The sequence below is a fragment of the Paraburkholderia sp. GAS32 genome, assembly GCF_050434225.1.
GTDB classification, from domain to species: domain Bacteria; phylum Pseudomonadota; class Gammaproteobacteria; order Burkholderiales; family Burkholderiaceae; genus Paraburkholderia; species Paraburkholderia madseniana.
In genome coordinates this window covers 103,180-125,658 of sequence record NZ_JBNPVS010000007.1, presented here as the reverse complement: position 1 = coordinate 125,658, position 22,479 = coordinate 103,180, and the positions used below count along the sequence as shown (strand labels likewise).

Below are 22,479 nucleotides of genomic sequence, written 5' to 3'. Positions count from 1 at the left end.
CTCCATCACTCCACCCCGCCCAGATACGCTTCGAGCACAGCCGGGTCTTGCTGGACATCCTGCGGCAAGCCTTCGGCTATGCGCGTGCCGAACTCCATGACCACCAGCCGATCGGTGAGATTCATCACGAAATCCATATCGTGTTCGACCAGCAGCACGCTCATGCCTTCGGCTTTGAGGCGGCGCAGCAAGTCTGCCAATTGCAGTTTTTCCTGGTACCGCAGGCCGGCGGCAGGTTCGTCGAGCAGTAGCAGGGTCGGGTCACAGCACAGCGCGCGAGCAATTTCGAGAATCCGCTGTTGTCCTAGCGCCAGGCTACCCGCCTCGTCATACATATGCTGTTCGAGTCCGACGCGACGAATCTGGCGAGCCGCTTCAGCCATCAAGCGCGCTTCTTCCGCACCGTTCAGGCGCGCGACGCTGCGCCAGACGCCAGCCTGGCCGCGCAGATGCGCGCCGATTGCAACGTTCTCCAAGACCGTCATCCCCGGCAGCAGCTTGACGTGCTGGAACGTTCGGCCAATGCCGCGCTTGACGATTTCACGTGAACTCAGTGAGTCGATACGCTCGCCGCGAAAGGTGATTTCGCCGCTCGTCGCCTGCAGCACGCCCGTCACCAGATTGAAGGTGGTCGATTTGCCGGCGCCGTTCGGGCCGATCAAACCGATGATCTGTCCTGCTTTCACCTCGAAGCTGACATCGTTCACCGCGACCAACCCGCCGAACTGCTTGCGCGCCTTATTCACCGTCAGCAGATCTTCACCTGCGTCCGGCTTGCTGCGTTGCGGCAACGGCTCCGCATGATCCGACAGGTGCGCGCGCGGTCCCTTCGGGAAAAATCGCGCGACAAACGGCCAGACACCCTGCCGAGCGTATTGCAGCAACAGCACCATCAGAATGCCGAACACGATCACTTCGAAGTTGCCGTTCTCGCCGAGCAGCTTCGGCAACAGCGTTTGCAGATAATCCTGCAACACGGTCAGGATCGCCGCACCGAGCACAGCGCCCCAGACATGCGACACGCCCCCCACCACCGCCATGAACAGAAACTCGATGCCGTGGTTCAGACCAAACGGCGTGGGATTCACCGCACGTTGCAGGTGCGCATACAGGAACCCTGAAATCGACGCCAACACCGCGGCATAGACAAAGATCACCACACGCATCCAGCCCGTGTTGACGCCCATCGCTTCGGCCATCATGCCGCCGCCGCGCAAGGCGCGGATCGCCCGCCCTGGCCGGCTATTAAGCAGATTTTGAACAGAAATCACCGCGCCGAGCACCACCACCCAGATCAGGTAATAGATATGGCGGCCGGACTCCAGATTGATACCAAAAACATTCAGCACCGGAATCCCATTGATGCCGTCGTACTTGCCGAGCATCTCCAGGTTGCCGAACAGATAGAACAGCGCGAGCCCCCACGCGATCGTGCCGAGCGGCAGAAAGTGGCCCGATAGCCGCATCGTCACGAGCCCAAGCATCAGCGCAATCAGCGCCGTCACCACCACGCCCGCGATCAGCGCGAGCCATGGCGACACGCCGTACGCCGTCGTCAGATACGCGGTCGCATACGCGCCGATGCCGACGAACGCCGCCTGCCCGAAGCTCGTCATCCCACCGATCCCCGTCAGCAGCACGAGACCGATCGCGACGATCGAATACAGGCCGATGTAGTTGAGCAGCGTCACCCAGTACTCGGGCACATGAATCGGATGTGGCAGAACCGGCAACGCGAACAGCACAACGAGGAACAACCAGAAGAACTTGTTTTGCATGATCCGTTTCATCGTGTCACTCCTCTTCCTCTTCCGAGTGCGGACTGGCCAGACTCCGCCACAACAGCACCGGAATGATCAGCGTGAACACGATCACTTCCTTATAGGCGCTCGCCCAGAACGACGAATACGACTCCAGAAGACCGACGAGGATCGAACCCGCGGCTGCCAGCGGATAGCTGACCAGGCCGCCGATAATCGCGCCCACAAAGCCCTTCAAACCGATCAGGAAGCCCGAGTCGTAGTAGATGGTGGTCAAGGGTGCGACAAGGATCCCGCACAGCGCACCGAGGCCCGCCGCGAGCGTGAACGCGAGGCGCCCCGCTTGCGTCGTGCCGATGCCGACGAGCCGCGCGCCGAGCCGGTTCACGGACGTCGCGCGCAAAGCCTTGCCGGAGATCGAGCGATCGAAGTACAGGTACAGCCCGCCGATCAGCACCATCGCCGTGCCGACCACCCACAGGCTTTGCCCGGAAATCGACAGCGTGCCGAGGTTGAAGGTCGCATCGGAGAACGCCGTGGTGCGCGAGCCTTCCGCACCGAACATCACGAGCCCGAGGCCGACCATCGCAAAGTGCACCGCCACCGCGACGATCAACAGCAACAGCGTGGTCGCCTCCGCGATCGGCTCGTACGCGAGCCGGTAGACGAACGGCCCCATCGGAATCACGATCAGCAGCGTCAGCGCGATCTGCGCGATCATCGGCAGCGGATGCAGGAAAACACCTTGCGTAAGCGCGTACACCGCAATCGGAAACAGCACATATTTGCCGACCAGCATCACCAGCGTGCGCGCCGCATGCCGGCGTCTTTCGGGATGCCGCACCAGCCCCGCTATCTCGACGACAAAGCATGCCGCGCCCATCGCCATCAACAACCAGCACGTGGCCGGAAATTTTTGTGTCTGCAGTGCGGCGAGCGTCAGCGCGCCGTACGAAACAAACTCGCCCTGCGGGATAAAGATCACCCGCGTCACGGAGAACACCAGCACTAGCGCAAGCGCGAGCAGCGCGTAGATCGCGCCGGTGGTGATGCCGTCCTGCGCGAGGATCGCCGCAATTGATAGATCCATACTTCCTCGTCCTGAAGCGTCGAAGTCAAAACCGGGAACAGTCGTGGCGGCAGAACTCGCGGCCGGCCACTCACCAGCGATGCCTGAAAAAGCGACCGCCGCGCCGGAATACGGCGCAGCGGTCGTTGCCATTGTCATCGAACAGAATGGCAATGCGGCGTCTTGCGCCGCATGTTGCGCGAGAGGCGCGTATCGTTTTTGTTGTTAGTCGTTCAGCAGCTTCCACTTGCCGTCGACGATCTGCACGATCACGCGTGCGCGCTTGTCGAGGCCGTTGTGGTCGGTCGTCGTGGTGTTCATGATGCCGTGCGAGACCGGCAGTTCCTTGATGTTTTCCAGTGCACCACGCAGTGCCATACGGAATGCTTCGGTGCCCGGCTGAGCGGTCTTCAGCGCGACCGGAATCGCAGCTTGCAGCATCTGGCCGGCGTCCCATGCATGACCGCCGAAGGTCGCCACCGAGCCCGCGCCATACGCTTTCTCATACGCATCCTTGTAGGCTTCAGACGACTTCTTCACCGGATTCGATTCCGGCAGTTGATCCGCCACGAGGATCGGACCGGCCGGCAGGAGTTCGCCTTCGCAATCCTTGCCGCACACGCGCAGGAAGTCGTTGTTGGCGACGCCATGCGTCTGGTAGACCTTGCCCTTGTAGCCGCGCTCCTTGAGCGTCTTGGCCGGCAGCGCCGACGGCGTACCCGCGCCCGCGATCAGCACCGCATCCGGGTTCGCGCCCATCGTCTTCAGCACCTGGCCGGTCACCGAGGCATCGGTGCGGTTAAAGCGTTCATTGGAGACGATCTTCAGATGATGTGCCGCGGCCGCCGCAGTGAAGACGTTGTTCCAGCCGTCGCCGTACGCATCAGCAAAGCCGATGAAGCCGACCGTCTTCACGCCGTGACGCTCCATGTAGTCGGCGATCGCGTCAGCCATCAGGCTGTCGTTTTGCGGCGGTTTGAAGGCCCATGTGCGCTTGGCGTCCATCGGCGAAATGATCGCGGCCGATGCCGCCAGCGAGATCATCGGCGTCTTGCCTTCGGACGCTGCGTCGAGCATTGCCAGCGAATTCGGCGTGACGGTCGAACCGACGATGGCGTCGACGTGGTCTTCGTCGATCAGCTTGCGCGTGTTCTGCACGGCCTTGCCGGTGTCCGATCCATCGTCGAGGATGATGTATTGCACCGTCTTGCCGCCGATCTCTTTCGGCAGCAGCGCGATCGTGTTCTTCTCAGGAATCCCGAGCGATGCGGCCGGTCCCGTGGTGGACAGCGTGACGCCGATTTTCACCTGCGCGAAGGCAGCGCCCGCGCCGCACATCAACGCCATCGCGATACCGGTGCGTACCCATTGCTTTGTCTTTTTCATGCAAGTCTCCAAACGCTTTGAAGCGCGTATCTGTAATCCGGCGCACGGGCCGGGTGTCTGAATCTAGTTATAGGGTTCAGGCATGCCAAGCATGGTTTTCCCTGCTCAACATCAACGCCGTCGCCGTTCTGGTGCAACTCCCCTGCTGCGAACCACTACTGCGATTTCTAATGCGCGGAACACTAACATGTTAGTAGTATTGCGTTCTGCATCATTCACGGTCAATAGACTGTCGCCCGAATGCGGGTTTGTCCTGAAACGGGCCGCTTAGGCCGCGCTTCGACCGGGTTTTCATCATCGATCCTTCGCTTGTCCAACACACTTCGAGCGCCGCCACTCATCAAATGCGGGCAATAAAAAAGACGCGTCAACTGCACGCGTCCTTTTGAGTAGGTTCCGTATCGCTTCGCCTTCGCTCAGTCGCCGGACAGCTTCCACTTGCCGCCAGCGATCTCCACCATCACACGCGCCCGCTGGTCGAGACCAGCGTGGTCGTTCACGCTCATGTTGAAGATGCCGTGGGAAGCAGGCATGTCTTTCGTGTTTTCGAGTGCCGCACGCAGCGCTTCGCGGAACGCAGGCGTGCCCGGCTGACCTTTCTTCAGCGCAAGCGGGATCGCGCGTTGCAACAGCAAGCCTGCATCCCATGCGTGACCGCCGAATGTCGACACCGAACCGGCGCCGTACGCAGCTTCATACGCATGCTTGTACGCGAGCGCAGTCTTCTTCACCGGGTTCGAATCGGGCAACTGATCAGCGACCAGCAGCGGACCAGCCGGCAGATAGGTGCCTTCGCAATCCTTGCCGCACACGCGCAGGAAGTCGTTATTGGCGACGCCGTGCGTCTGATAGTACTTGCCCTTGTAGCCGCGTTCCTTGAGGGTTTTCTGCGGCAACGCGGCCGGTGTGCCCGCGCCGGCGATCAGCACCGCATCCGGGTTCTGCGACATGATCTTCAGCACCTGGCCGGTCACCGAAGCATCGTTGCGCGCGAAGCGTTCGTTCGCGACGATCTTGATCTTCGCGAGATCGGCAGCCTTGCCGAATTCCTTGAACCAGCTCTCGCCGTACGCATCTGCAAAGCCGACAAAGCCGACCGTCTTCACACCGTGATTCGACATATGCTGCGCGATCGCGGTGGCCATCAGAATGTCGTTTTGCGGCGTCTTGAAGACCCACGCGCGCTTCGCATCCATCGGTTCAACGATGCTCGCCGCGGCGGCCATGGAGATCATCGGTGTCGTGCTTTCAGCGGCGACGTCGATCATGGCCAGCGAGTTCGGCACGACGGTCGAGCCGATCAACGCATCCACATGATCTTCGCTGGTGAGCTTGCGCGCGTTCTTGACGGCCTGGGTCGAATCCGTGGCGTCATCGAGTACGATGTAGTCGATTTTCTGCCCTGCCACTTCTTTAGGCAGCAGCGCGATCGTGTTCTTTTCCGGAATACCGAGCGACGCAGCCGGCCCCGTTGCCGGCACCGTGACGCCGATTTTCACGTCCGCGAATGCGTGGCCACTCCATGCCGCGGATACCCCGGTGGCGACTAGTGCCGCGCTCATCCAACGCAATGCCGACTTCATCCCGCTCCTCTATCTACCGCGTTATTCATTTGAATTTAAATCCGCAGATTCAAATCACCGACCGCTCGGTCGGTGAATGGCAAGTTTAGCGGACGAAAGCCCCGTGCTGCAAGCATTTTGCAGGGTAACGGCAGATGAAATTCGGGGTGGCTCGGCGAACAAAAAAGGGGCACCGAATTAGCGGAGGAATTGAATGGCGAATAACGAAAAGCACAAATAAAAAGCGCTGTTGGATATCAATCCAACAGCGCTTTCGTCTGGGCACTGAGTGCCTCATTGTCTCCTCGTTCTCCACCTGCAAAATTCGTGGTGCATCAGAACTGCATGAAGATTAAACGAGCACCCTCCCCCTTACAACTAGCAATTACCCTAGTGGTGCACTGCGGCACAAATGTGGGGCACGTTTTGTGCCGATTTAGCGCGAGCCCGACCCGCGCGCAACGCAAGATCCAGTCTGGCCGACTTCACGAGCGCCGAATTATATCGGATGCCAAAGCAATTTAAAATTCAGTGCCGCTCCAGTGCCGTTTCAGGCCCGCAATGGCCGCACTCTCGCGATGATCTCACCGACAATACCGCGCCGGAACGCCAGCACGCAGGCAATGAAAATTACGCCTGTCACGATGGTCACGGATTCGCCCAGCGAGCGGAACCATTCGACGCCCGTCGACGATGCCAGGGCCGTGCCGATATCGCCGAGCCGGTCTTCGAGCGCAACGATCAGCGCCGCGCCGAGCAGCGGCCCGAACAGCGTCCCCATGCCGCCGACGAGCGTCATCAGGATCACGAGACCCGACATGGTCCAGTACGCGTCGCTCAGCGTCTCGAAGCCCTGCACCAGTACCTTGAGCGAGCCCGCCAAACCGGCGATCCCAGCGGACAGAATGAACGCCAGCAGTTTGAAGCGATCGGTATCGTAACCGAGCGACACGGCACGCGGCTCGTTCTCCTTGATCGCTACCAGCACCTGCCCGAACGGCGAGTGCACGATCCGCACGATCAGCAGGAATGCCAGCACCATCACGGCCAGCACGACAAAGTACAGCGTCACGTCCGACGAGAGATCCAGCAAGCCGAACAGCTTGCCGCGCGGCACGCCTTGCAGGCCGTCCTCGCCGTGCGTGAACGGCGCCTGCAGGAACACGAAGTAGACCATCTGCGCGAGCGCCAGCGTCACCATCGCAAAGTAGATGCCCTGCCGGCGGATCGCGAACAGCCCGACCACCAGCCCAAGCAACGTTGCCGTGGCGGTGCCCGCCACAACACCGACCTCCGGTGAGAAGCCAAGCGTCTGCATCGCATAGCCGGTAACGTAACCGGCCGACGCGAGAAACATTGCGTGACCGAACGAGAGCAGCCCGGTGTAGCCAATCAGCAGATTGAAGGCCGCGGCGAACAGCGCGAAGCACAGCACCTTCATGACGAAGAGCGGATAGATGCCGAGCACGGGCACCGCGAGAAGCACGATCAGCAGCAGACCGTAAAGCACTTTTCTCTGCATCATTTTTCCTTGCCGAAGAGACCCGCCGGGCGCACCAGCAACACGAGCGCCATGATCACGAAGACGACGGTCGCCGACGCTTCCGGGTAAAACACACGCGTCAGCCCTTCGATCACGCCAAGCAGCAGGCCGGTCAGGATCGAGCCCATGATCGAACCCATGCCGCCGATCACGACCACCGCGAACACGGTGATGATCATCGGCTGGCCCATCAACGGCGAGACCTGAATCACCGGCGCGGCAAGCACGCCGGCGAACGCGGCCAGCGCGACGCCGAAGCCATAGGTGAGCGTGATCATCAACGGCACGTTGACACCGAACGCCTCGACCAGCTTCGGATTCTCGGTGCCCGCGCGCAGGTAGGCGCCGAGGCGCGTCTTCTCGATCACGAACCACGTGGCGAAGCAGACCACGAGCGACGCCACCACCACCCACGCGCGATAGTTCGGCAGGAACATGAAGCCGAGATCGGTTGCGCCGGAGAGCGCCGACGGCACGTCGTATGGCTGGCCGGATGAACCATAGATCGACCGGAACACGCCTTCGACAACCAGCGTAAGCCCGAAAGTGAGCAGCAGCCCATATAGATGATCGAGCTTGTACAGCCAGCGCAGCATCGAGCGTTCGATCACGATGCCGAACACGCCGACGATCAGCGGCGCGAGCACCAGCATCACCCAGTACGGCAGGCCGAAATACGACAGGCCCATCCACGCGAGCATCGCGCCGAGCATGAACAATGCGCCGTGCGCGAAATTGATCACGTTAAGCAAGCCGAAGATCACCGCCAGACCCAGGCTCAGAATCGCGTAGAACGAGCCGTTCACGAGCCCCAGCAGCAACTGGCTCAGCATCGCCGGTAGCGGAACGCCAAAGATTTCCATTGAAGCCTTAATCCCTTAAGCCATCGTCCGGGTGAGATCGGTTACGTACGATCCCGCCGGCGTGCGACCGGCGAACCATCCGCCCGACCGCGCGCGGCATATGAAGCAGCTTGCCGTCAGTCTGTGTACCAAAACGGCGCTATGTACTTCCCGCCAGGCAAAGCAGACAGACGGTCATCTGGTTATCAATCTGCACTCATTTCCACATCGCGCAGCGCGTCTCTGCCTTGGTCGTGAACGCCTGCTCGCCAGGAATCGTCGCAGTGATCTTGTAGTAGTCCCACGGCTCTTTGGATTCGGCCGGCGTCTTCACCTGCATCAGGTACATATCGTGGATCATGCTGCCGTCCTGACGGATGTAGCCCTTCGCGTAGAAGTCGTCGATCTTGGCCTTCTTCAGTTGTGCCATCACCTTGTCGGAGTCGGTCGAGCCGACTGCCTGCACTGCCTTCAGGTAAGTCATGGTCGCCGAGTAGTCGGCGGCCTGCAGGCTGGACGGCATCTTCCTCATCTTGTCGAAATAGCGCCGCGCCCATGCGCGCGTTGTGGCGTCCTTGTTCCAGTACCAGCTATCCGTCAGCACCAGGCCCTGGGTCGTTTCCAGACCCAGACTGTGGACGTCGTCGATAAACATCAGCAGTGCGGCCAGCTTCATCGTCTTCGTGATGCCGAATTCCTTGGCGGCCTTGATCGAGTTGATCGTGTCGCCGCCCGCGTTGGCGAGGCCGAGGATCTGCGCCTTCGAAGCTTGCGCCTGCAACAGGAACGACGAGAAATCCGATGCCGAAAGCGGATGACGCACGGTACCCAGCACCTGGCCGCCGTTGGCCTTCACCACGTCCGACGTATTCTTTTCGAGTGCCTTGCCGAACGCGTAGTCAGCAGTCAGGAAATACCACGTCTTGCCACCCTGCTTCGTCACCGCCGAACCGGTGCCCTTGGCGAGCGCCGTCGTGTCGTATGCATAGTGGATCGTGTACGGCGTGCATTGCTCGTTGGTCAGGGTATCGGCGCCCGCACCGATGCTGATATAGACCTTGTGCTTCTCACCGGCCACCGTATTCATCGACAGCCCGGTTGCCGAATTCGTGCCGCCGATCAGCAGATCGACGCCATCCCGATCGAACCATTCGCGCGCCCGCGACGCCGCGATGTCGGCCTTGTTCTGGTGATCGGCATAGACCACCGAGATCGGCTTGCCGTTGACCTTGCCGCCGAAGTCGGCCACGGCCATGCGGATCGCTTCGAGACCGCCCTGGCCATCAATATCCGCATACAGACCCGACATGTCGGTGATGAAGCCGATCTTCACGGCATCGTCAGCGGCCTGCGCGCTGCCCATCGTCAACGCGGCGCCGGCGGCAACCGCGAAACATAGTGTGGCAAGTCGCGCGAGTGGGTTCTTTTTCATTCCTGTCTCCTGGTTTCTTCGCTTGTGGTTATCAGAGGCAATCGGACGTTTCTCGTTACTTTCTGTCTATACGCCCAGTAGGTCGTGCAGTACGGGCATCTTGCTTTCGAGCTCAGCGGCCTCGAAGCGCTCGACGATCGCACCATGCTCCATCACGTAGAAGCGATCGGCGAGTGGCGCGGCAAAGCGGAAATTCTGTTCGACCATCACGACCGTGTAGCCGCGTTCCTTGAGCGTCATGATCATGCGAGCGAGCGCTTGCACGATGACTGGCGCCAAGCCTTCCGAGATTTCGTCGAGCAGCAGCAAACTCGCGCCGGTGCGCAGAATACGCGCGACCGCCAGCATCTGCTGCTCGCCACCCGAGAGCCGCGTGCCCTGGCTCATGCGGCGCTCCTGCAGATTCGGAAACATCGAATAGATTTCTTCGAGCGACATCATGTGCGCCTTGTCGCCGACGGGCGGCGGCAACAGCAGGTTTTCCTCACACGAGAGGCTCGAGAAAATCCCACGCTCTTCCGGGCAGTAACCGATGCCGCAGTGAGCGATGCGATGTGTGGGCAGGTTGATGGTTTCGCGTCCGCCGATGCGGATCGAGCCGGTGCGCCGGCCTGTCAGCCCCATGATCGCGCGCAGTGTGGTGGTGCGCCCCGCGCCGTTACGGCCCAGCAGCGTGACGACTTCGCCGCGGTTCACCGTCAGATCGACGCCATGCAGGATATGGGACTCCCCGTACCATGCCTGCAAACCCGTGATTTCCAGCGCGGGGGCACCGCCAGCCGTGTCGCTCACTTCGAGACTTTCGCGCTCGGCAATCGTATTCATGCGTGGGCTCCGGCGAGCGCCGCGTCGGCGCTGCCCATATAGGCTTGCATCACGAGCGGATTCTTCGACACTTCGGCATAGCTGCCTTCCGCGAGCACTTCGCCTCGTTGCAGCACGGTGATGGTGTCGGAGATGCCGGCGATCACGTTCATGTTGTGCTCGACCATCAGGATCGTACGGCCGCTCGATACTTTCTTGATCAAGGCCGTGACGCGATCGACGTCTTCATGGCCCATGCCTTGCGTTGGCTCGTCGAGCAGCATCAACTCGGGCTCCATCGCGAGCGTGGTGGCGATTTCGAGCGCGCGCTTGCGGCCGTAGGACAGTTCTACCGTGAGCACGTCGGCGAAATCGGTCAATCCGACCTGGGTAAGCAAGTCCATGGCCCGATCGTCGAGCTGACGCAGCGTGCGCTCGCTCTTCCAGAAGTGAAATGCCGTGCCGAGCACGCGCTGCAAACCGATGCGCACGTTCTGCAATGCTGTCAGATGCGGAAATACAGCAGAAATCTGAAACGAGCGAATGATGCCGCGCCGGGCGATTTGCGCCGGACGTTCATTGGTGATGTCGATTCCGTTGAACACGATCTGGCCCGCGGTCGGTTCGAGGAATTTGGTGAGCAGATTGAAGCAGGTGGTCTTGCCTGCCCCATTAGGGCCGATCAGCGCATGGATCGAGCCACGGCGCACGCGCAGGTTCACCCCGTTCACGGCGATGAAGCCTTTGAACTCGCGGGTGAGGCCGCGCGTTTCGAGAATCGTATCGCCGAGAATCATGTTCCCTTCCATACGGAGTAAGGCGAAGCATTACGATCTTACGCGCGAACGACTGCGCGACTTTTATATGACGGCGGCACCCCGTGCCGCTCGTTGGCGTACTGCACCAATCCGGACGGTAATCCATGGGCGGCACGCAGCATGGCTGCCATTGTCGCGCCAATGATGCAGCGCATTCATTGGGATTTGCACTTAGTGGATGACGACTGTTTGAAGCGGGCCCGAGGCGTGCTCAAGCGGCACGTCACCCTTGCTCGGGGCCCGCCTGAAGGACGCGCACGCGATGCGTCAACCTTGCTCGGCACGCGCCAAGGGGATCCGCGCGCGATGCGTCCATCGCGCTCGAGGCATGCCAGGGAAAGTCCGAGGCGCGCACCGCGGCCTCGGCTCCCACAGTCACGCCGAGTGTCACACGGCTGACATGGACGGCGCACCGCTAGTCTGAACCAGGACATTGCCGCCCGAGCGTGCGCGGCGGTCTTCGCGGATCATGTCGCTGGCACGTTCGGCGATCATCAACGTCGGCGAATTGGTGTTGCCCGAAGTGATGGACGGCATGATTGATGCGTCGACCACCCGCAAACCGTCAACACCGATAACTCGTAGGCGATTGTCGACGACCGCGCCAGGATCGTCGGCGGTGCCCATCCGGCAGGTGCCGACCGGATGAAAGATGGTGGTGCCGACCGCGCCGGCGGCCTGCTGAAGTTCTTCTTCGGTCTGGTACTGGATACCGGGCAGAATCTCTTCCGGCCGATAGGGCGCGAGCGCAGGCGCCGCGGCAATGCGGCGCGTGAGACGCAATGCGTTGGCAGCGACGTGCCGGTCGTACTCGGTCGACAGATAGTTAGGCGCGATCAACGGCGGCGCCGATGCATCGGCCGATCCGATGTGAATGCTGCCACGCGAGGTCGGCCGCAACTGGCACACCGACGCGGTGAATGCATTGAAGCGATGCAACGGTTCGCCGAAGCGATCGAGCGAGAGCGGCTGCACGTGATACTCGAGGTCGGGGCGCGTGAGCGATCTATCATCCGGATCGGATTTGGCGAACGCACCGAGTTGCGATGGCGACATCGACATGGGGCCGCTTTGAAACAGCGCGTACTGCATCCCGATCATCAGCTTCCCCCACCAATGCGCGGAAGCGGTATTGAGCGTGCGCACGCCGTCGACTTTGTAGGCCATACGCAACTGCAGATGGTCCTGCAGATTTTCGCCGACGCCGCGCAGATCCTTCACCACCTCGATGCCGAGATTCTGGAGACGCGCGCCATTCCCGATACCGGAGAGTTCGAGCAATTGCGGCGAGTTGACCGCACCGGAACTGAGGATCACTTCGCAACGGGCTTTGGCGAGATAGTCGGTGTTGTCGCCGCGATATTCGACACCGGTGCAGCGACGTCCTTCGAACACGACGCGCTGTGTGTGAGCACCGGTGATAACGGTGAGATTAGGGCGCTTGAGCGCCGGACGCAGGAAGGCTTTCGACGCATTCCAACGGATGCCGCGTTTCTGATTGACGTCGAAGTAGCCGACGCCGGTGTTGTCGCCACGATTGAAGTCATCCGTGGCGGGTATGCCGGTTTGTTGCGCGGCTTGTGAAAACTCTTCGAGAATCTTCCATTTCAGGCGTTGCTTTTCGACGCGCCATGGGCCGCCTGCTCCGTGCGATTCGGAGGCGCCGGCGTGGTGGTCTTCGCTGCGTTTGAAGATGGGGAGGACGGCGTTCCAGGACCAGGAGGCGTCGTTGGTGACGCGGGCCCATTCATCGTAGTCCTCGCGTTGGCCACGCATGTAGATCATGCCGTTGATCGAGGAACTGCCGCCTAGTACTCTGCCCCGCGGGTATGAGAGGGAGCGGCCGTTCAGGCCGGGTTCTGATTGGGTTTTGTAGAGCCAATCTGTGCGGGGATTGCCGATGCAGTAGAGGTAGCCTACCGGTACGTGGATCCAGTGGTAGTCGTCTTTGCCGCCGGCTTCTAGCAGGAGGACTTGTACTTCTGGATCTTCCGATAGGCGGTTGGCGAGGACGCAACCTGCTGTGCCGGCGCCGACTATGATGTAGTCGAATTCGCCTTCCAGGCGGTGGGGTTTTGGTAGTGTTTTTTCTGGGTTGCTCATCGTTTCGTCTCCTAAGCTTTTTGCCTGCTCGGCGCCTATTGTCTGTGTTCTTAGGGCTTTGGCCTTTCCTTGTTCTGGCTTTGGTGCCTTTCCTTGCTTTGTTAGTGGTCTATTAGCGTTGCCCCTGTGCGGGGCGGCACCTACTTCTCTTTGCTGCTGCAAAGAGAAGTAGGCAAGAGAAAGCAGCTCAAACCGCTAATTCTAAGTGGGCACCGTGGTCTGCAACGGGTAGTGGTGCGACTGGAATCTGGGTTCGTGCCCCTGCACGTGCTTGTGACAAGGGCGTCATACTTCCGGCGGCGCTCCGCGCGCCGACGAGTATTTCATAAAACCATCCGCCCACTCAGTCCCACCCCATTCGCAATCGCTGCCTTCACATCGAGTGCCTAGCACTCGCCACTAACTAATCAAGCACCTCGCCGAGGCAAAGCCGACGGCCCCCACAAACCTCAACCGAAGCCGCTGGTTTCCCTAGCAGACCCGTCCGCGACGCACGTAGTGCGGAGTGGGAGCTGATGAGTCCTTTGTCACTAGCGCCGAATGTGCGAGAACACGGATTCCAGATGCACCACTACCCGTTGCAGACCACGGTGCCCACTTAGCATGAGCGGTTTGAGCCGCTTTCTTTTGCCTACTTTTCTTTGCGGCATGCAAAGAAAAGTAGGTGCCGCCCCGCACAGGGGCAACGCTAATAGACCACTAACAAAACAAGGAAAGGCCAACACCCCAAGAACACTGACAACAAGCGCCGAACAGGCAAAAACGGCTATTTGGCCACTGGCATAGTGAACTCAGCCCCCTTGGCGATGCTATCCGGCCACCTCTGCATGATGCTTTTATAGCGCGTGTAGAAGCGCACACCTTCTTCCCCATACGCATGGTGATCCCCGAAGAGGGACTTCTTCCACCCACCAAAAGAATGCCACGCCATAGGCACAGGAATCGGCACATTAATCCCCACCATCCCAATCTGGATCTGCCGCGAAAACGCCCGAGCCACCCCACCATCGGAGGTAAACAACGACACCCCATTAGCAAACTCGTTAGCGTTAATCAACTCAACAGCAGAAGCAAAATCCGGCACCCGCACAACGCACAACACCGGACCGAAAATCTCCTCGCGATAAATCTTCATATCGGTCGAGACATCATCGAACAACGTGCCGCCGAGAAAAAACCCCTTCTCATGTCCGGCCACTTGATGGCCACGCCCATCGACCACCAGCTTCGCACCAGCCGCAACGCCCGCATCGATATAATCCGCCACTTTCTCGCGATGCGCCGCCGTCACCAACGGCCCCATCTCGGCTTCCGATTCCATACCGTTCAGAATCTTCAGACTCTTCACTCGCGATGTCAGTCGCTCGATCAATTCATCGGCAATATGCCCGACCGCAACCGCCACCGAAATCGCCATGCACCGCTCGCCAGCGGAACCGTAGGCAGCGCCAATCAATGCATCGACAGCCTGATCGAGATCCGCATCCGGCATCACCACGAGGTGATTCTTCGCCCCGCCCAAAGCCTGCACGCGCTTGCCGTGCTTCGTACCTTCCGTATAGATGTATTCGGCAATCGGCGTCGAACCGACAAACGACAATGCGCTCACCTCGGGATGCACGAGCAGCGCATCCACCGCCACCTTGTCGCCGTGCACGACGTTGAACACACCGTCCGGCAAACCGGCTTCCTTGAACAATTCAGCAAGACGGTTCGATGCCGACGGATCACGCTCCGATGGCTTCAGCACGAACGTGTTGCCACACGCGATCGCCACCGGGAACATCCAGCACGGCACCATCATCGGGAAATTGAACGGCGTAATGCCGGCGACCACGCCCAGCGGCTGGCGCAGATTCCAGTTGTCGATGCCGCCGCCAATCTGGTCGGTGAAGTCGGTCTTGAGCAGATTCGGAATGCCGCACGCAAACTCGACGATCTCGATGCCGCGCATCACCTCGCCCTTCGCATCGGAAAAAACCTTGCCGTGCTCACGCGTGATCAACTCCGCCAGTTCGTCATGGTGACGGTCGAGCAATTCCTTGAACTTGAACAGCACACGCGCCCGCTTGATCGGCGCGGTTTCGCTCCATGCTGGAAACGCAGCACTGGCGGCAGCAACCGCCGCATCCACTTCAGCGACGCTCGCCAGCGGCACGCGTGCGCTCACGCTGCCAAGCGCGGGATTGAAGACGTCGCCGAAGCGGCCGCTCGTACCGTCGACCGTCTTGCCATTAATGAAATGGGTCAGCGCGCGTGCGCTCGTCTCGCTCCGGACAGTCTCGTCCTGATATGTCTCGCTCATTTTCTTGTCCTCTTCCTATGAAGGTCTTCCGCCCACCGCGAACGGCTTGATGAACGCAAGCGTACGGCGCTTCGGGGCGACAAATCCAATGAGTAATGCTCAACTGCGCTATAAGCCGAGCTAATATCAGGATATGGACCTGACTCTGCTACGGGCGTTCGTCACCGTCGCACGCGAGGGCAACCTCACGCGTGCCGCGGTGCAGCTTCACCTGACCCAACCTGCCGTCAGCCTGCAAATCAAGCATTTGCAGGAGACGCTCGGCGTGACACTGTTCACGCGGACCTCGCACGGGCTTTCGCTGACACGCGACGGTCAGGCCCTGTTGCCCCACGCCGAACGCGCGCTGGGCGCCGCGAGCGACGTGCAGCGTGCGGCGGCGTCGCTGCGCCACGAAGTGCGCGGCCGTTTGCGGATCGGCACGATTCTCGACCCAGCGTTTCTGCGGCTCGGCGGCTTTCTCAAGCAACTGGTGGAAACCTGGCCGCGCATCGAGACGGCCTTACGCCACGGGATGTCGGGGTGGGTGCTCGAACAGGTTCGTGCGGGTGAACTGGATGTGGGTTACTACATAGGCCTTCCAGCCGATGACGATGCCCGCGACGGCGCCACCTTTCATGCCGTCACGCTCACGCACTTCCAGTACCGCGTGCTGGCGCCGGCAGGATGGAAAGATCGCGTGAAGGGCGCGCGCGACTGGCGTTCGCTCGCCGCACTGCCGTGGATCTGGACGCCGCCCGCGTCCGCCCACAATAGGTTGCTGTCGCGCTGCTTTGGTGAGGCCGGCGTCAAACCGGTCAAGGTGGCAGAAGTGGATCAGGAGCCGTCGATGCTCGATCTGGTCAAGTCAGGTGTCGGTCTGACGCTCGCGCGCGATGCCACCGCGATCGCCGAAGCGCATGCACACGCGTTGACCATCGTCGAAGGCGTCACCGTGCCGACCCAGCTCAGCTTCATTACGCTCGCCGAGCGGAAGGACGAACCGGCAATTGCAGCGGCGTTGAAGCTGATCGAGCAGCAATGGGCGACTTGAGGATTGCATGAAGGTCGGCATGGAACCATGCCTGAGGGCACCACAACCGCAAGGGCGATATGAGCTGTTCTCATGACAGCCGCGCACCATGCGACCGATTGTCATCTCGCCGCGTTTCCTCGCAGACCGCTTTCGGCTGGTGGCGCAAGCAGAGCAACCTCGCTGGCGGTCCATCGAGGTTCGCCTCGAAGCCCACATTTGCTGGCCCCGTCATCTGAAACCACACCGTCACGCACTTTTTGTTAGATTGAGGGTTCGCGCTCACGCGCCGGCCCCGCATCGTTTCTGTTCCGTCTGACTTCGTCCTTCCCGGCAGCTTCGCCCCGGCAACACCGGAAGCTGCCGACCACGCCACCCTTCGACAGGAGCCTGACATGGCACGCAACATTGAAATCAAAGCCCGCGCCCAGCATTTCGAACAACTGCGCGAACGCGCCGCGAAGCTTGCGCCGGACGCGCCGCTGATCTTCCGCCAGCAGGACTTTTTCTACGACGTGCCGCGTGGCCGCCTGAAGCTGCGCCAGTTCGACGACGGCACGCCGGCCGAACTGATCTTCTACCAGCGCGACGACCGCGACGGCCCGAAGGCGTCGTATTACACGCGCAGCCCGGTGACCAACCCTGAAGCGATGCACGCGCTGCTCGCCACGGCGCTGACCACGCGTGGCATCGTCACGAAAGAACGTCACGTTTACCTGACTGGACGTACGCGGATCCATCTGGACCGGGTCGATGGCCTCGGCGACTTCGTCGAGCTCGAAGTGCTGCTGGCTCAGGACGACGACGAAGAAGGCGGCCACGCCGAAGCACACGCGATGTTCCAGACTCTCGGCGTGCCGGAATCGGATCTGGTGGCGGTGGCCTATGTGGATTTGTTGAGCCCGGACACCGAGCCGAAGCAGGCTGCGTAAAACTTAAGCATCACGGGCCGCGGCGACGTCAATCATGGAACCGCGGCCCCGAAGACCCCAAACACCAGAAAGTCCGGGAAGCCCCTGCATCAAGCGGCTGCCGCCCCCGGCGACAGATGGCCGAGCGGCAACGGCCCATTACGCTTGAACGTGGTCAACACGATATTGGAGCGCACGCTGTCGACGCCCGGCACACGCATCAACTTCTTCATCACGAACGTCGAGAGATAATTCAGATCGGGCGCGACAATGCGCAGCAGATAATCGGCGTCGCCGACCACCGCGTGACATTCCAGTACTTCCGGCAGCACCTCGATCTGTTGCTGGAATTGCTCGATGATCGAGTCGCCGTGATGCTTCAACTTCAAACTCGTAAACGCCGTCACGCCGAGCCCGAGTTTTTCCGGGCGCAGTACGACGCGATAACCGTCCACCACACCCACCTGCTCCAGGCGCTGCAAGCGCCGCCCAATCTGCGACGGTGACAGCGGCACCTGTTCAGCCAATTGCTGGTGGGTAGCCCGGCCGAAGCGCTGAAGCACGTCCAGCAACGCGAGATCGAAGTGATCGAGTTCTAACATGATTGATATCCGCATTGAATCGGCAATTGATGCACGATTATTGCATATTGACACGCCATAACGCCATCATTGCGCCCTTTCCGCACGCCTACCGCTCTACACTTGCATCACCGTTTCAACCCGCAGACACCGTAGAGCGCGCAGCATCATGTCCACCGCCAACACCGCCAAACTCAAAGAGCAATTCGACGCCGGCCTCGAAACCCGCGCCGACTTCACCATCGACCAGCCGACCGAACGATACGGCTCAGTCGACCACGCTGTATGGCAGCAGCTTTATGCACGCCAGACTGCGTTGCTCAAGGGCCGTGTGTGCGATGAGTTTCTGGCAGGCGTCGACTGTATCGGCATGCCGCACGACCGCGTGCCCTCGTTCGACGAAATCAACGCCAAGCTGACGCCCGCGACGGGCTGGCAAATCGTTGCCGTGCCCGGACTCGTGCCCGACCAGGTGTTCTTCGAGCATCTGGCGAACCGCCGTTTTCCCGTGACATGGTGGATGCGCCGCCCCGACCAACTCGATTATCTGCAGGAACCGGACTGTTTTCACGATCTGTTCGGCCACGTACCGCTGCTGATCAATCCGGTGTTCGCGGACTACATGCACGCGTACGGCCGCGCGGCGCTTGCCGCCAATGATACCGGCGCCCTGCCGCTGCTCGCCCGGCTCTATTGGTACACCGTCGAGTTCGGCCTGATCCGCGACGCGGCGAGTCCGAACGGCGTGAAGATCTACGGCGCGGGCATCGTGTCGAGCAAAGGCGAGACGCTCTACAGCCAGCAAAGCGCGGCGCCGAACCGGCTCGGCTTCGACCTCGAACGCGTGATGCGCACGCGCTACCGCATCGACACATTCCAGAAAACCTACTTCGTGATCGACGACTTCGCGCAGTTGTTCAGCGTCGCGCAAACCGACTTCGCGCCATTGCTGGCCAGTCTCGCCGCGCAGCCGGCGTTCGCGGCAGGCGACGTGCTCGAACAAGATCGCGTGATCACGCGCGGCTCGCAGGAAGGCTGGCAAGCCGACGGCGATATCTGACAACACAGCCTGAGCGGGCCGACAGCAGGTTAATGGCATCCGTGAAAAAATAGCGGATGCGCACGCCCACCGGCGTGCCTGTTCAGATCAACGAGGTAGCACCATGATCAACAAACTGACTTCCGAAGAACGCGCCACGCAGGTCGCCGAACTGCACGGCTGGCAAGCCGTGGCGGGGCGCGACGCGATCCAGCGCCACTTCAAGTTCGCCGACTTCAACGAAGCATTCGGCTTCATGACGCGCGTGGCGATCAAGGCGCAGGAGATGGATCACCACCCGGAATGGTTCAACGTGTACAACAAGGTGGAGATCACCCTGTCGACGCACGAGGCCAATGGCGTGACTGAGCGGGACATCAAATTGGCCCGATTTATCGACAGTATTACTGCGTAATACAAGCGATCAGGTGCCTTGATGCACGCTGGATCGAACGATTCGACGGTAATGAAAGGGCATTGCAGGCAATCTGGCGCCCAAACCTTCAGTTCTACAGGCTATTATTAAGGCGCACGTAAGAATCCCACGCTTGCCTCGCAAAGCCGTCTAAACGATCCGGTGATAGCGTCTGCTGACGCTGTACAATCATCAGCGCATACGGCTTGGAGAGCGCGCTTGCCTCCTTGCACAGAACGAGTTCGTCGCCGCTCGAAGGTGAGCGGGCGCGCCAGAAGTTGATCGCGGCTTCCAGTTCGTGGATCGTTATCTCGGACATGACTTCGTGGTCGCTCGGTGGCTGCTTGATGGCTACTTCATGGCTGCTCGATAGCTGTTTCGTGGCCGCCTGGTGCCAGTTCGGCACGGCCACGCGGCACGCTGCCTGTGCAGCAGGCGCTCCGGCGAACCGCTTGCCCAAACGCCTAAAACCATTGTACTTGAGCGAAATCCATGCGACTCCTTCTGATCGAAGATGACCGCCCCATCGCACGCGGCATCCAAAGTAGTCTCGAACAAGCCGGCTTCACCGTCGACATGGTCCATGACGGCATTTTCGCCGAACAGGCCCTCACCCAAAACCGCCACGAGCTGGTGATTCTCGATCTGGGCCTGCCCGGTATCGACGGCATGACGTTGCTCGCGCGCTTTCGTCAGAGCAATCGTCACACGCCGGTGATCATCCTCACCGCGCGCGACGAGTTGAACGACCGCGTGCAAGGCCTGAATTCCGGCGCGGACGACTACATGCTGAAGCCGTTCGAACCCACCGAACTCGAAGCGCGCATCCGCGCCGTGATGCGCCGCAGCGGTCCGCATGGCGACATGCCGCGCCCGGAAGTGTCGTTGGGTGGTGTGCGTCTGTCGGGCGTCGATCGCCGCATTTTCAACGACGACAAGCCGCTCGAGCTGTCGCCGCGCGAATTCGCGGTGCTCGAAATGCTGCTGCTGCGCCACGGCCGCGTGGTCAGCAAGGCTCAGTTGCAAGACCATCTGACGCACTTCGGCGGCGATCTCGGCGATACCGCGATCGAAGTTTATGTGCACCGGGTGCGTAAAAAGCTCGAAAACTGCCGTGTCGAAATCGTCACGGTGCGTGGCTTCGGTTACCTGTTGCAGGAAATCCGTCAGGCCGCATAATCGTTGCAAGGGCCGCAATCCGAATTGCGGCCCGACAGCGCCGGGCCGGCGCCGCGCACTCAGTGCGCAATTCGCCGGCTTCCGGCGAATTTTCACGGTGCCACGGTGCTTTAAGCCGTTGCTCCTTTCCCGCGCGTTCGATCATGCCCCAGCCGGCCGCCAATAGTCTGCGCCGCACGCTGCTGCGGCGCCTCGCTGCTCCCCTTTCGCTGCTCGCATTGATGAGCGGCCTGATCGCTTACTGGCTGGCGTGGCAATACACGCAGCACGTGGTCGACCGCTCGCTCGCCGATCTCGCCACCGCGATCTCGAAACAGATCCAGATTGCCGGCCCTGATGCCAAGGTGACGGTGCCGCCGCTCGCGCAGGCCATGTTCTCCGATCCGGTCGAACAACTCGTTTATCGGATCAGCAACGGCGAAACCGAGATCGCCGGCGACCATAATCTTCCGCTGCAAGGCACCAGCGTACGGCGCATGCACTATGCGTACGTCTTCGAAACGCAACACGAAGGCGTGACGGTGCGCGTGGCCCAGGTACGCGTCGACCAGCCGACCGGCAATCCGATCGTCGTCGAAGTGGGTCAACCGGTGCACCACCGTTTTCGCATCGCCGCCGAGTTTCTGGTCGCGATCATGATGCCGCTACTGTTGCTGCTGCTGGCGGGCTGGGTGATCGTGTGGCGGGTCGTCAATCAGCAGCTCAATCCGCTCACCGATCTCGCGGACTCGCTGAACCGGCAGACCCACACGTCGCTCGAACCCGTGGACGAGACCTATGTGCCGGTTGAGATCCGGCCGCTTACCGGCGCGTTGAATGCGCTGCTCGATCGTCTGAAAACCGCCCTCGACGGCCAGCGCAAATTTATCGCCGACGCCGCGCATCAGTTGCGCACGCCGCTCACCGCCGTCAAGCTGCACGCGGAACAGGCCGCGGTCGCGCGTGACCCGCAGCAAACGCTCGCCGCGGTCCGTGAACTGCGCGCGGCGGCCGACCGCGCCGTGCGGCTGTCGAATCAGTTGCTTTCACTGGCGCGCGCGGAGCCGGGCGAACAGGCGGCACGTTTCGTCAACGTGGACATGGCCGCACTCGCTTTCGATACGGGTGCGGAATGGGTGCCGCGCGCGTTGACTTTCCACGTCGACCTCGGCTTCCAGCGGTTCGACGATCCGGGCAACGATCATCCGCTGATGGCGCGCGGCAATCCCGTGCTGCTGCACGAAGTGATCGCCAATCTGCTGGATAACGCGCTCAAATACGTGCCGCCTTCGCGCTTCGATGGCGGCCGCATCACCGTGACGGTGTCGCAAACCGTGATCGACGATCTGCGCATGGCCGAGATCGTCGTCGAAGACAACGGGCCGGGCGTGCCGCTCACGCAGCAAGCCGACCTGTTCAAACGATTCTTCCGCGGCGACGGTCAGAGCGACGCCGGTGTGGATAGCGGCGCCGGTCTCGGTCTCGCGATCGTTCACGACATCATGGTGCTGCATCACGGCAGCGTGCATTACGAAGATGCGCCGGAAGGCGGTGCGCGCTTTATTGTGCGTATTCCGCTGATACCGATCAGCGTTCAGCACGGCGTCGATCCCGAAGTGCGGCGTCCGGCAAAAAAATCGGCGCACTCGGCGCCGATCGATATGTGACTCTGCAGTGCGTCAATGAACTGCCACGGGTTGCCTTGAGTTCACTTGCGTTCAACTCAGGCAACCCGCGTT

Annotated in this window: 19 protein-coding genes; 6 read left to right on the top strand and 13 right to left on the bottom strand. The window is 61.0% G+C overall.

The window, feature by feature from the left end; translation table 11 throughout:
* Positions 1-5: 5 nt before the first annotated feature.
* The 11 genes from P3T25_RS11220 to P3T25_RS11170 form a co-directional block, all read right to left on the bottom strand.
* Positions 6-1,790, bottom strand: a complete 1,785-nt coding sequence (locus P3T25_RS11220) for an ATP-binding cassette domain-containing protein (protein WP_154558731.1) — start codon at positions 1,788-1,790, stop codon at positions 6-8.
* 4 nt (positions 1,791-1,794) lie between these two features.
* Entirely contained in the window at positions 1,795-2,850 is a 1,056-nt protein-coding gene (locus tag P3T25_RS11215; RefSeq protein ID WP_429358106.1) for a branched-chain amino acid ABC transporter permease, read from the bottom strand.
* 204 nt (positions 2,851-3,054) lie between these two features.
* Positions 3,055-4,215, bottom strand: coding sequence for an ABC transporter substrate-binding protein (locus P3T25_RS11210; RefSeq protein WP_154558732.1), 1,161 nt, complete (start codon positions 4,213-4,215; stop codon positions 3,055-3,057).
* A 416-nt stretch (positions 4,216-4,631) separates the two neighbouring features.
* Positions 4,632-5,798, bottom strand: a complete 1,167-nt coding sequence (locus P3T25_RS11205; RefSeq protein ID WP_429358105.1) for an ABC transporter substrate-binding protein — start codon at positions 5,796-5,798, stop codon at positions 4,632-4,634.
* Between the two features lie 529 nt (positions 5,799-6,327).
* Positions 6,328-7,299 (bottom strand): branched-chain amino acid ABC transporter permease, encoded by a 972-nt coding sequence (locus tag P3T25_RS11200; protein ID WP_429358168.1) that lies wholly within the window; start codon positions 7,297-7,299, stop codon positions 6,328-6,330.
* Positions 7,299-8,183, bottom strand: a complete 885-nt coding sequence (locus P3T25_RS11195; RefSeq protein ID WP_054038594.1) for a branched-chain amino acid ABC transporter permease — start codon at positions 8,181-8,183, stop codon at positions 7,299-7,301. Before P3T25_RS11195 ends, P3T25_RS11200 begins: the two co-directional genes overlap by 1 nt.
* Before the next feature lie 196 nt (positions 8,184-8,379).
* A complete protein-coding gene (locus tag P3T25_RS11190) occupies positions 8,380-9,594 on the bottom strand; it encodes an ABC transporter substrate-binding protein (protein WP_154558735.1) in 1,215 nt (404 codons plus the stop codon).
* Between the two features lie 66 nt (positions 9,595-9,660).
* Entirely contained in the window at positions 9,661-10,419 is a 759-nt protein-coding gene (locus tag P3T25_RS11185) for an ABC transporter ATP-binding protein (RefSeq protein ID WP_429358104.1), read from the bottom strand.
* Complete coding sequence (locus P3T25_RS11180) at positions 10,416-11,195, bottom strand: ABC transporter ATP-binding protein (protein ID WP_097390772.1); 780 nt, start codon at positions 11,193-11,195, stop codon at positions 10,416-10,418. The genes P3T25_RS11185 and P3T25_RS11180 overlap by 4 nt, the downstream gene beginning before the upstream one ends.
* A 408-nt stretch (positions 11,196-11,603) precedes the next feature.
* Positions 11,604-13,319 (bottom strand): GMC family oxidoreductase, encoded by a 1,716-nt coding sequence (locus tag P3T25_RS11175; RefSeq protein ID WP_429358103.1) that lies wholly within the window; start codon positions 13,317-13,319, stop codon positions 11,604-11,606.
* 766 nt (positions 13,320-14,085) lie between these two features.
* Entirely contained in the window at positions 14,086-15,624 is a 1,539-nt protein-coding gene (locus P3T25_RS11170) for a CoA-acylating methylmalonate-semialdehyde dehydrogenase (protein WP_429358102.1), read from the bottom strand.
* Between the two features lie 133 nt (positions 15,625-15,757).
* Between P3T25_RS11170 and P3T25_RS11165 the strand changes: the two genes are divergently transcribed.
* Together P3T25_RS11165 and P3T25_RS11160 are read left to right on the top strand one after the other, a co-directional pair.
* On the top strand, positions 15,758-16,657 hold the full coding sequence (locus P3T25_RS11165) for a LysR family transcriptional regulator (RefSeq protein ID WP_154558739.1): 900 nt from the start codon (positions 15,758-15,760) through the stop codon (positions 16,655-16,657).
* Positions 16,658-17,031: 374 nt separating this feature from the next.
* A complete protein-coding gene (locus P3T25_RS11160) occupies positions 17,032-17,568 on the top strand; it encodes a class IV adenylate cyclase (RefSeq protein ID WP_097390774.1) in 537 nt (178 codons plus the stop codon).
* A gap of 89 nt (positions 17,569-17,657) precedes the next feature.
* On the opposite strand, the gene P3T25_RS11155 is transcribed toward P3T25_RS11160, so the two are convergent.
* Positions 17,658-18,149: an Lrp/AsnC family transcriptional regulator gene (locus P3T25_RS11155; RefSeq protein WP_054042727.1), complete on the bottom strand. Its 492-nt coding sequence runs from the start codon at positions 18,147-18,149 to the stop codon at positions 17,658-17,660.
* A gap of 148 nt (positions 18,150-18,297) precedes the next feature.
* Here P3T25_RS11155 and phhA point away from each other — a divergent pair, with 148 nt between their 5' ends.
* Both phhA and P3T25_RS11145 read left to right on the top strand, forming a co-directional pair.
* Positions 18,298-19,188 (top strand): phenylalanine 4-monooxygenase, encoded by an 891-nt coding sequence (phhA, locus tag P3T25_RS11150; protein WP_429358101.1) that lies wholly within the window; start codon positions 18,298-18,300, stop codon positions 19,186-19,188.
* A gap of 49 nt (positions 19,189-19,237) precedes the next feature.
* The gene (locus P3T25_RS11145) at positions 19,238-19,582 is read left to right on the top strand and encodes a 4a-hydroxytetrahydrobiopterin dehydratase (protein WP_429358167.1); all 345 of its coding nucleotides are present in this window, start codon (positions 19,238-19,240) and stop codon (positions 19,580-19,582) included.
* A 94-nt stretch (positions 19,583-19,676) separates the two neighbouring features.
* Here the strand turns inward: P3T25_RS11145 and P3T25_RS11140 are convergent, their stop codons facing one another.
* A complete protein-coding gene (locus P3T25_RS11140; RefSeq protein WP_054042765.1) occupies positions 19,677-19,901 on the bottom strand; it encodes a DUF3717 domain-containing protein in 225 nt (74 codons plus the stop codon).
* 173 nt (positions 19,902-20,074) lie between these two features.
* Between P3T25_RS11140 and P3T25_RS11135 the strand changes: the two genes are divergently transcribed.
* Both P3T25_RS11135 and P3T25_RS11130 read left to right on the top strand, forming a co-directional pair.
* Positions 20,075-20,761 carry a response regulator transcription factor gene (locus P3T25_RS11135; protein ID WP_028197606.1) on the top strand — a complete coding sequence of 229 codons (687 nt, stop codon included), beginning with the start codon at positions 20,075-20,077 and terminating at the stop codon, positions 20,759-20,761.
* A gap of 143 nt (positions 20,762-20,904) precedes the next feature.
* Positions 20,905-22,407: a sensor histidine kinase gene (locus P3T25_RS11130; RefSeq protein ID WP_429358100.1), complete on the top strand. Its 1,503-nt coding sequence runs from the start codon at positions 20,905-20,907 to the stop codon at positions 22,405-22,407.
* Positions 22,408-22,479: the final 72 nt, after the last annotated feature.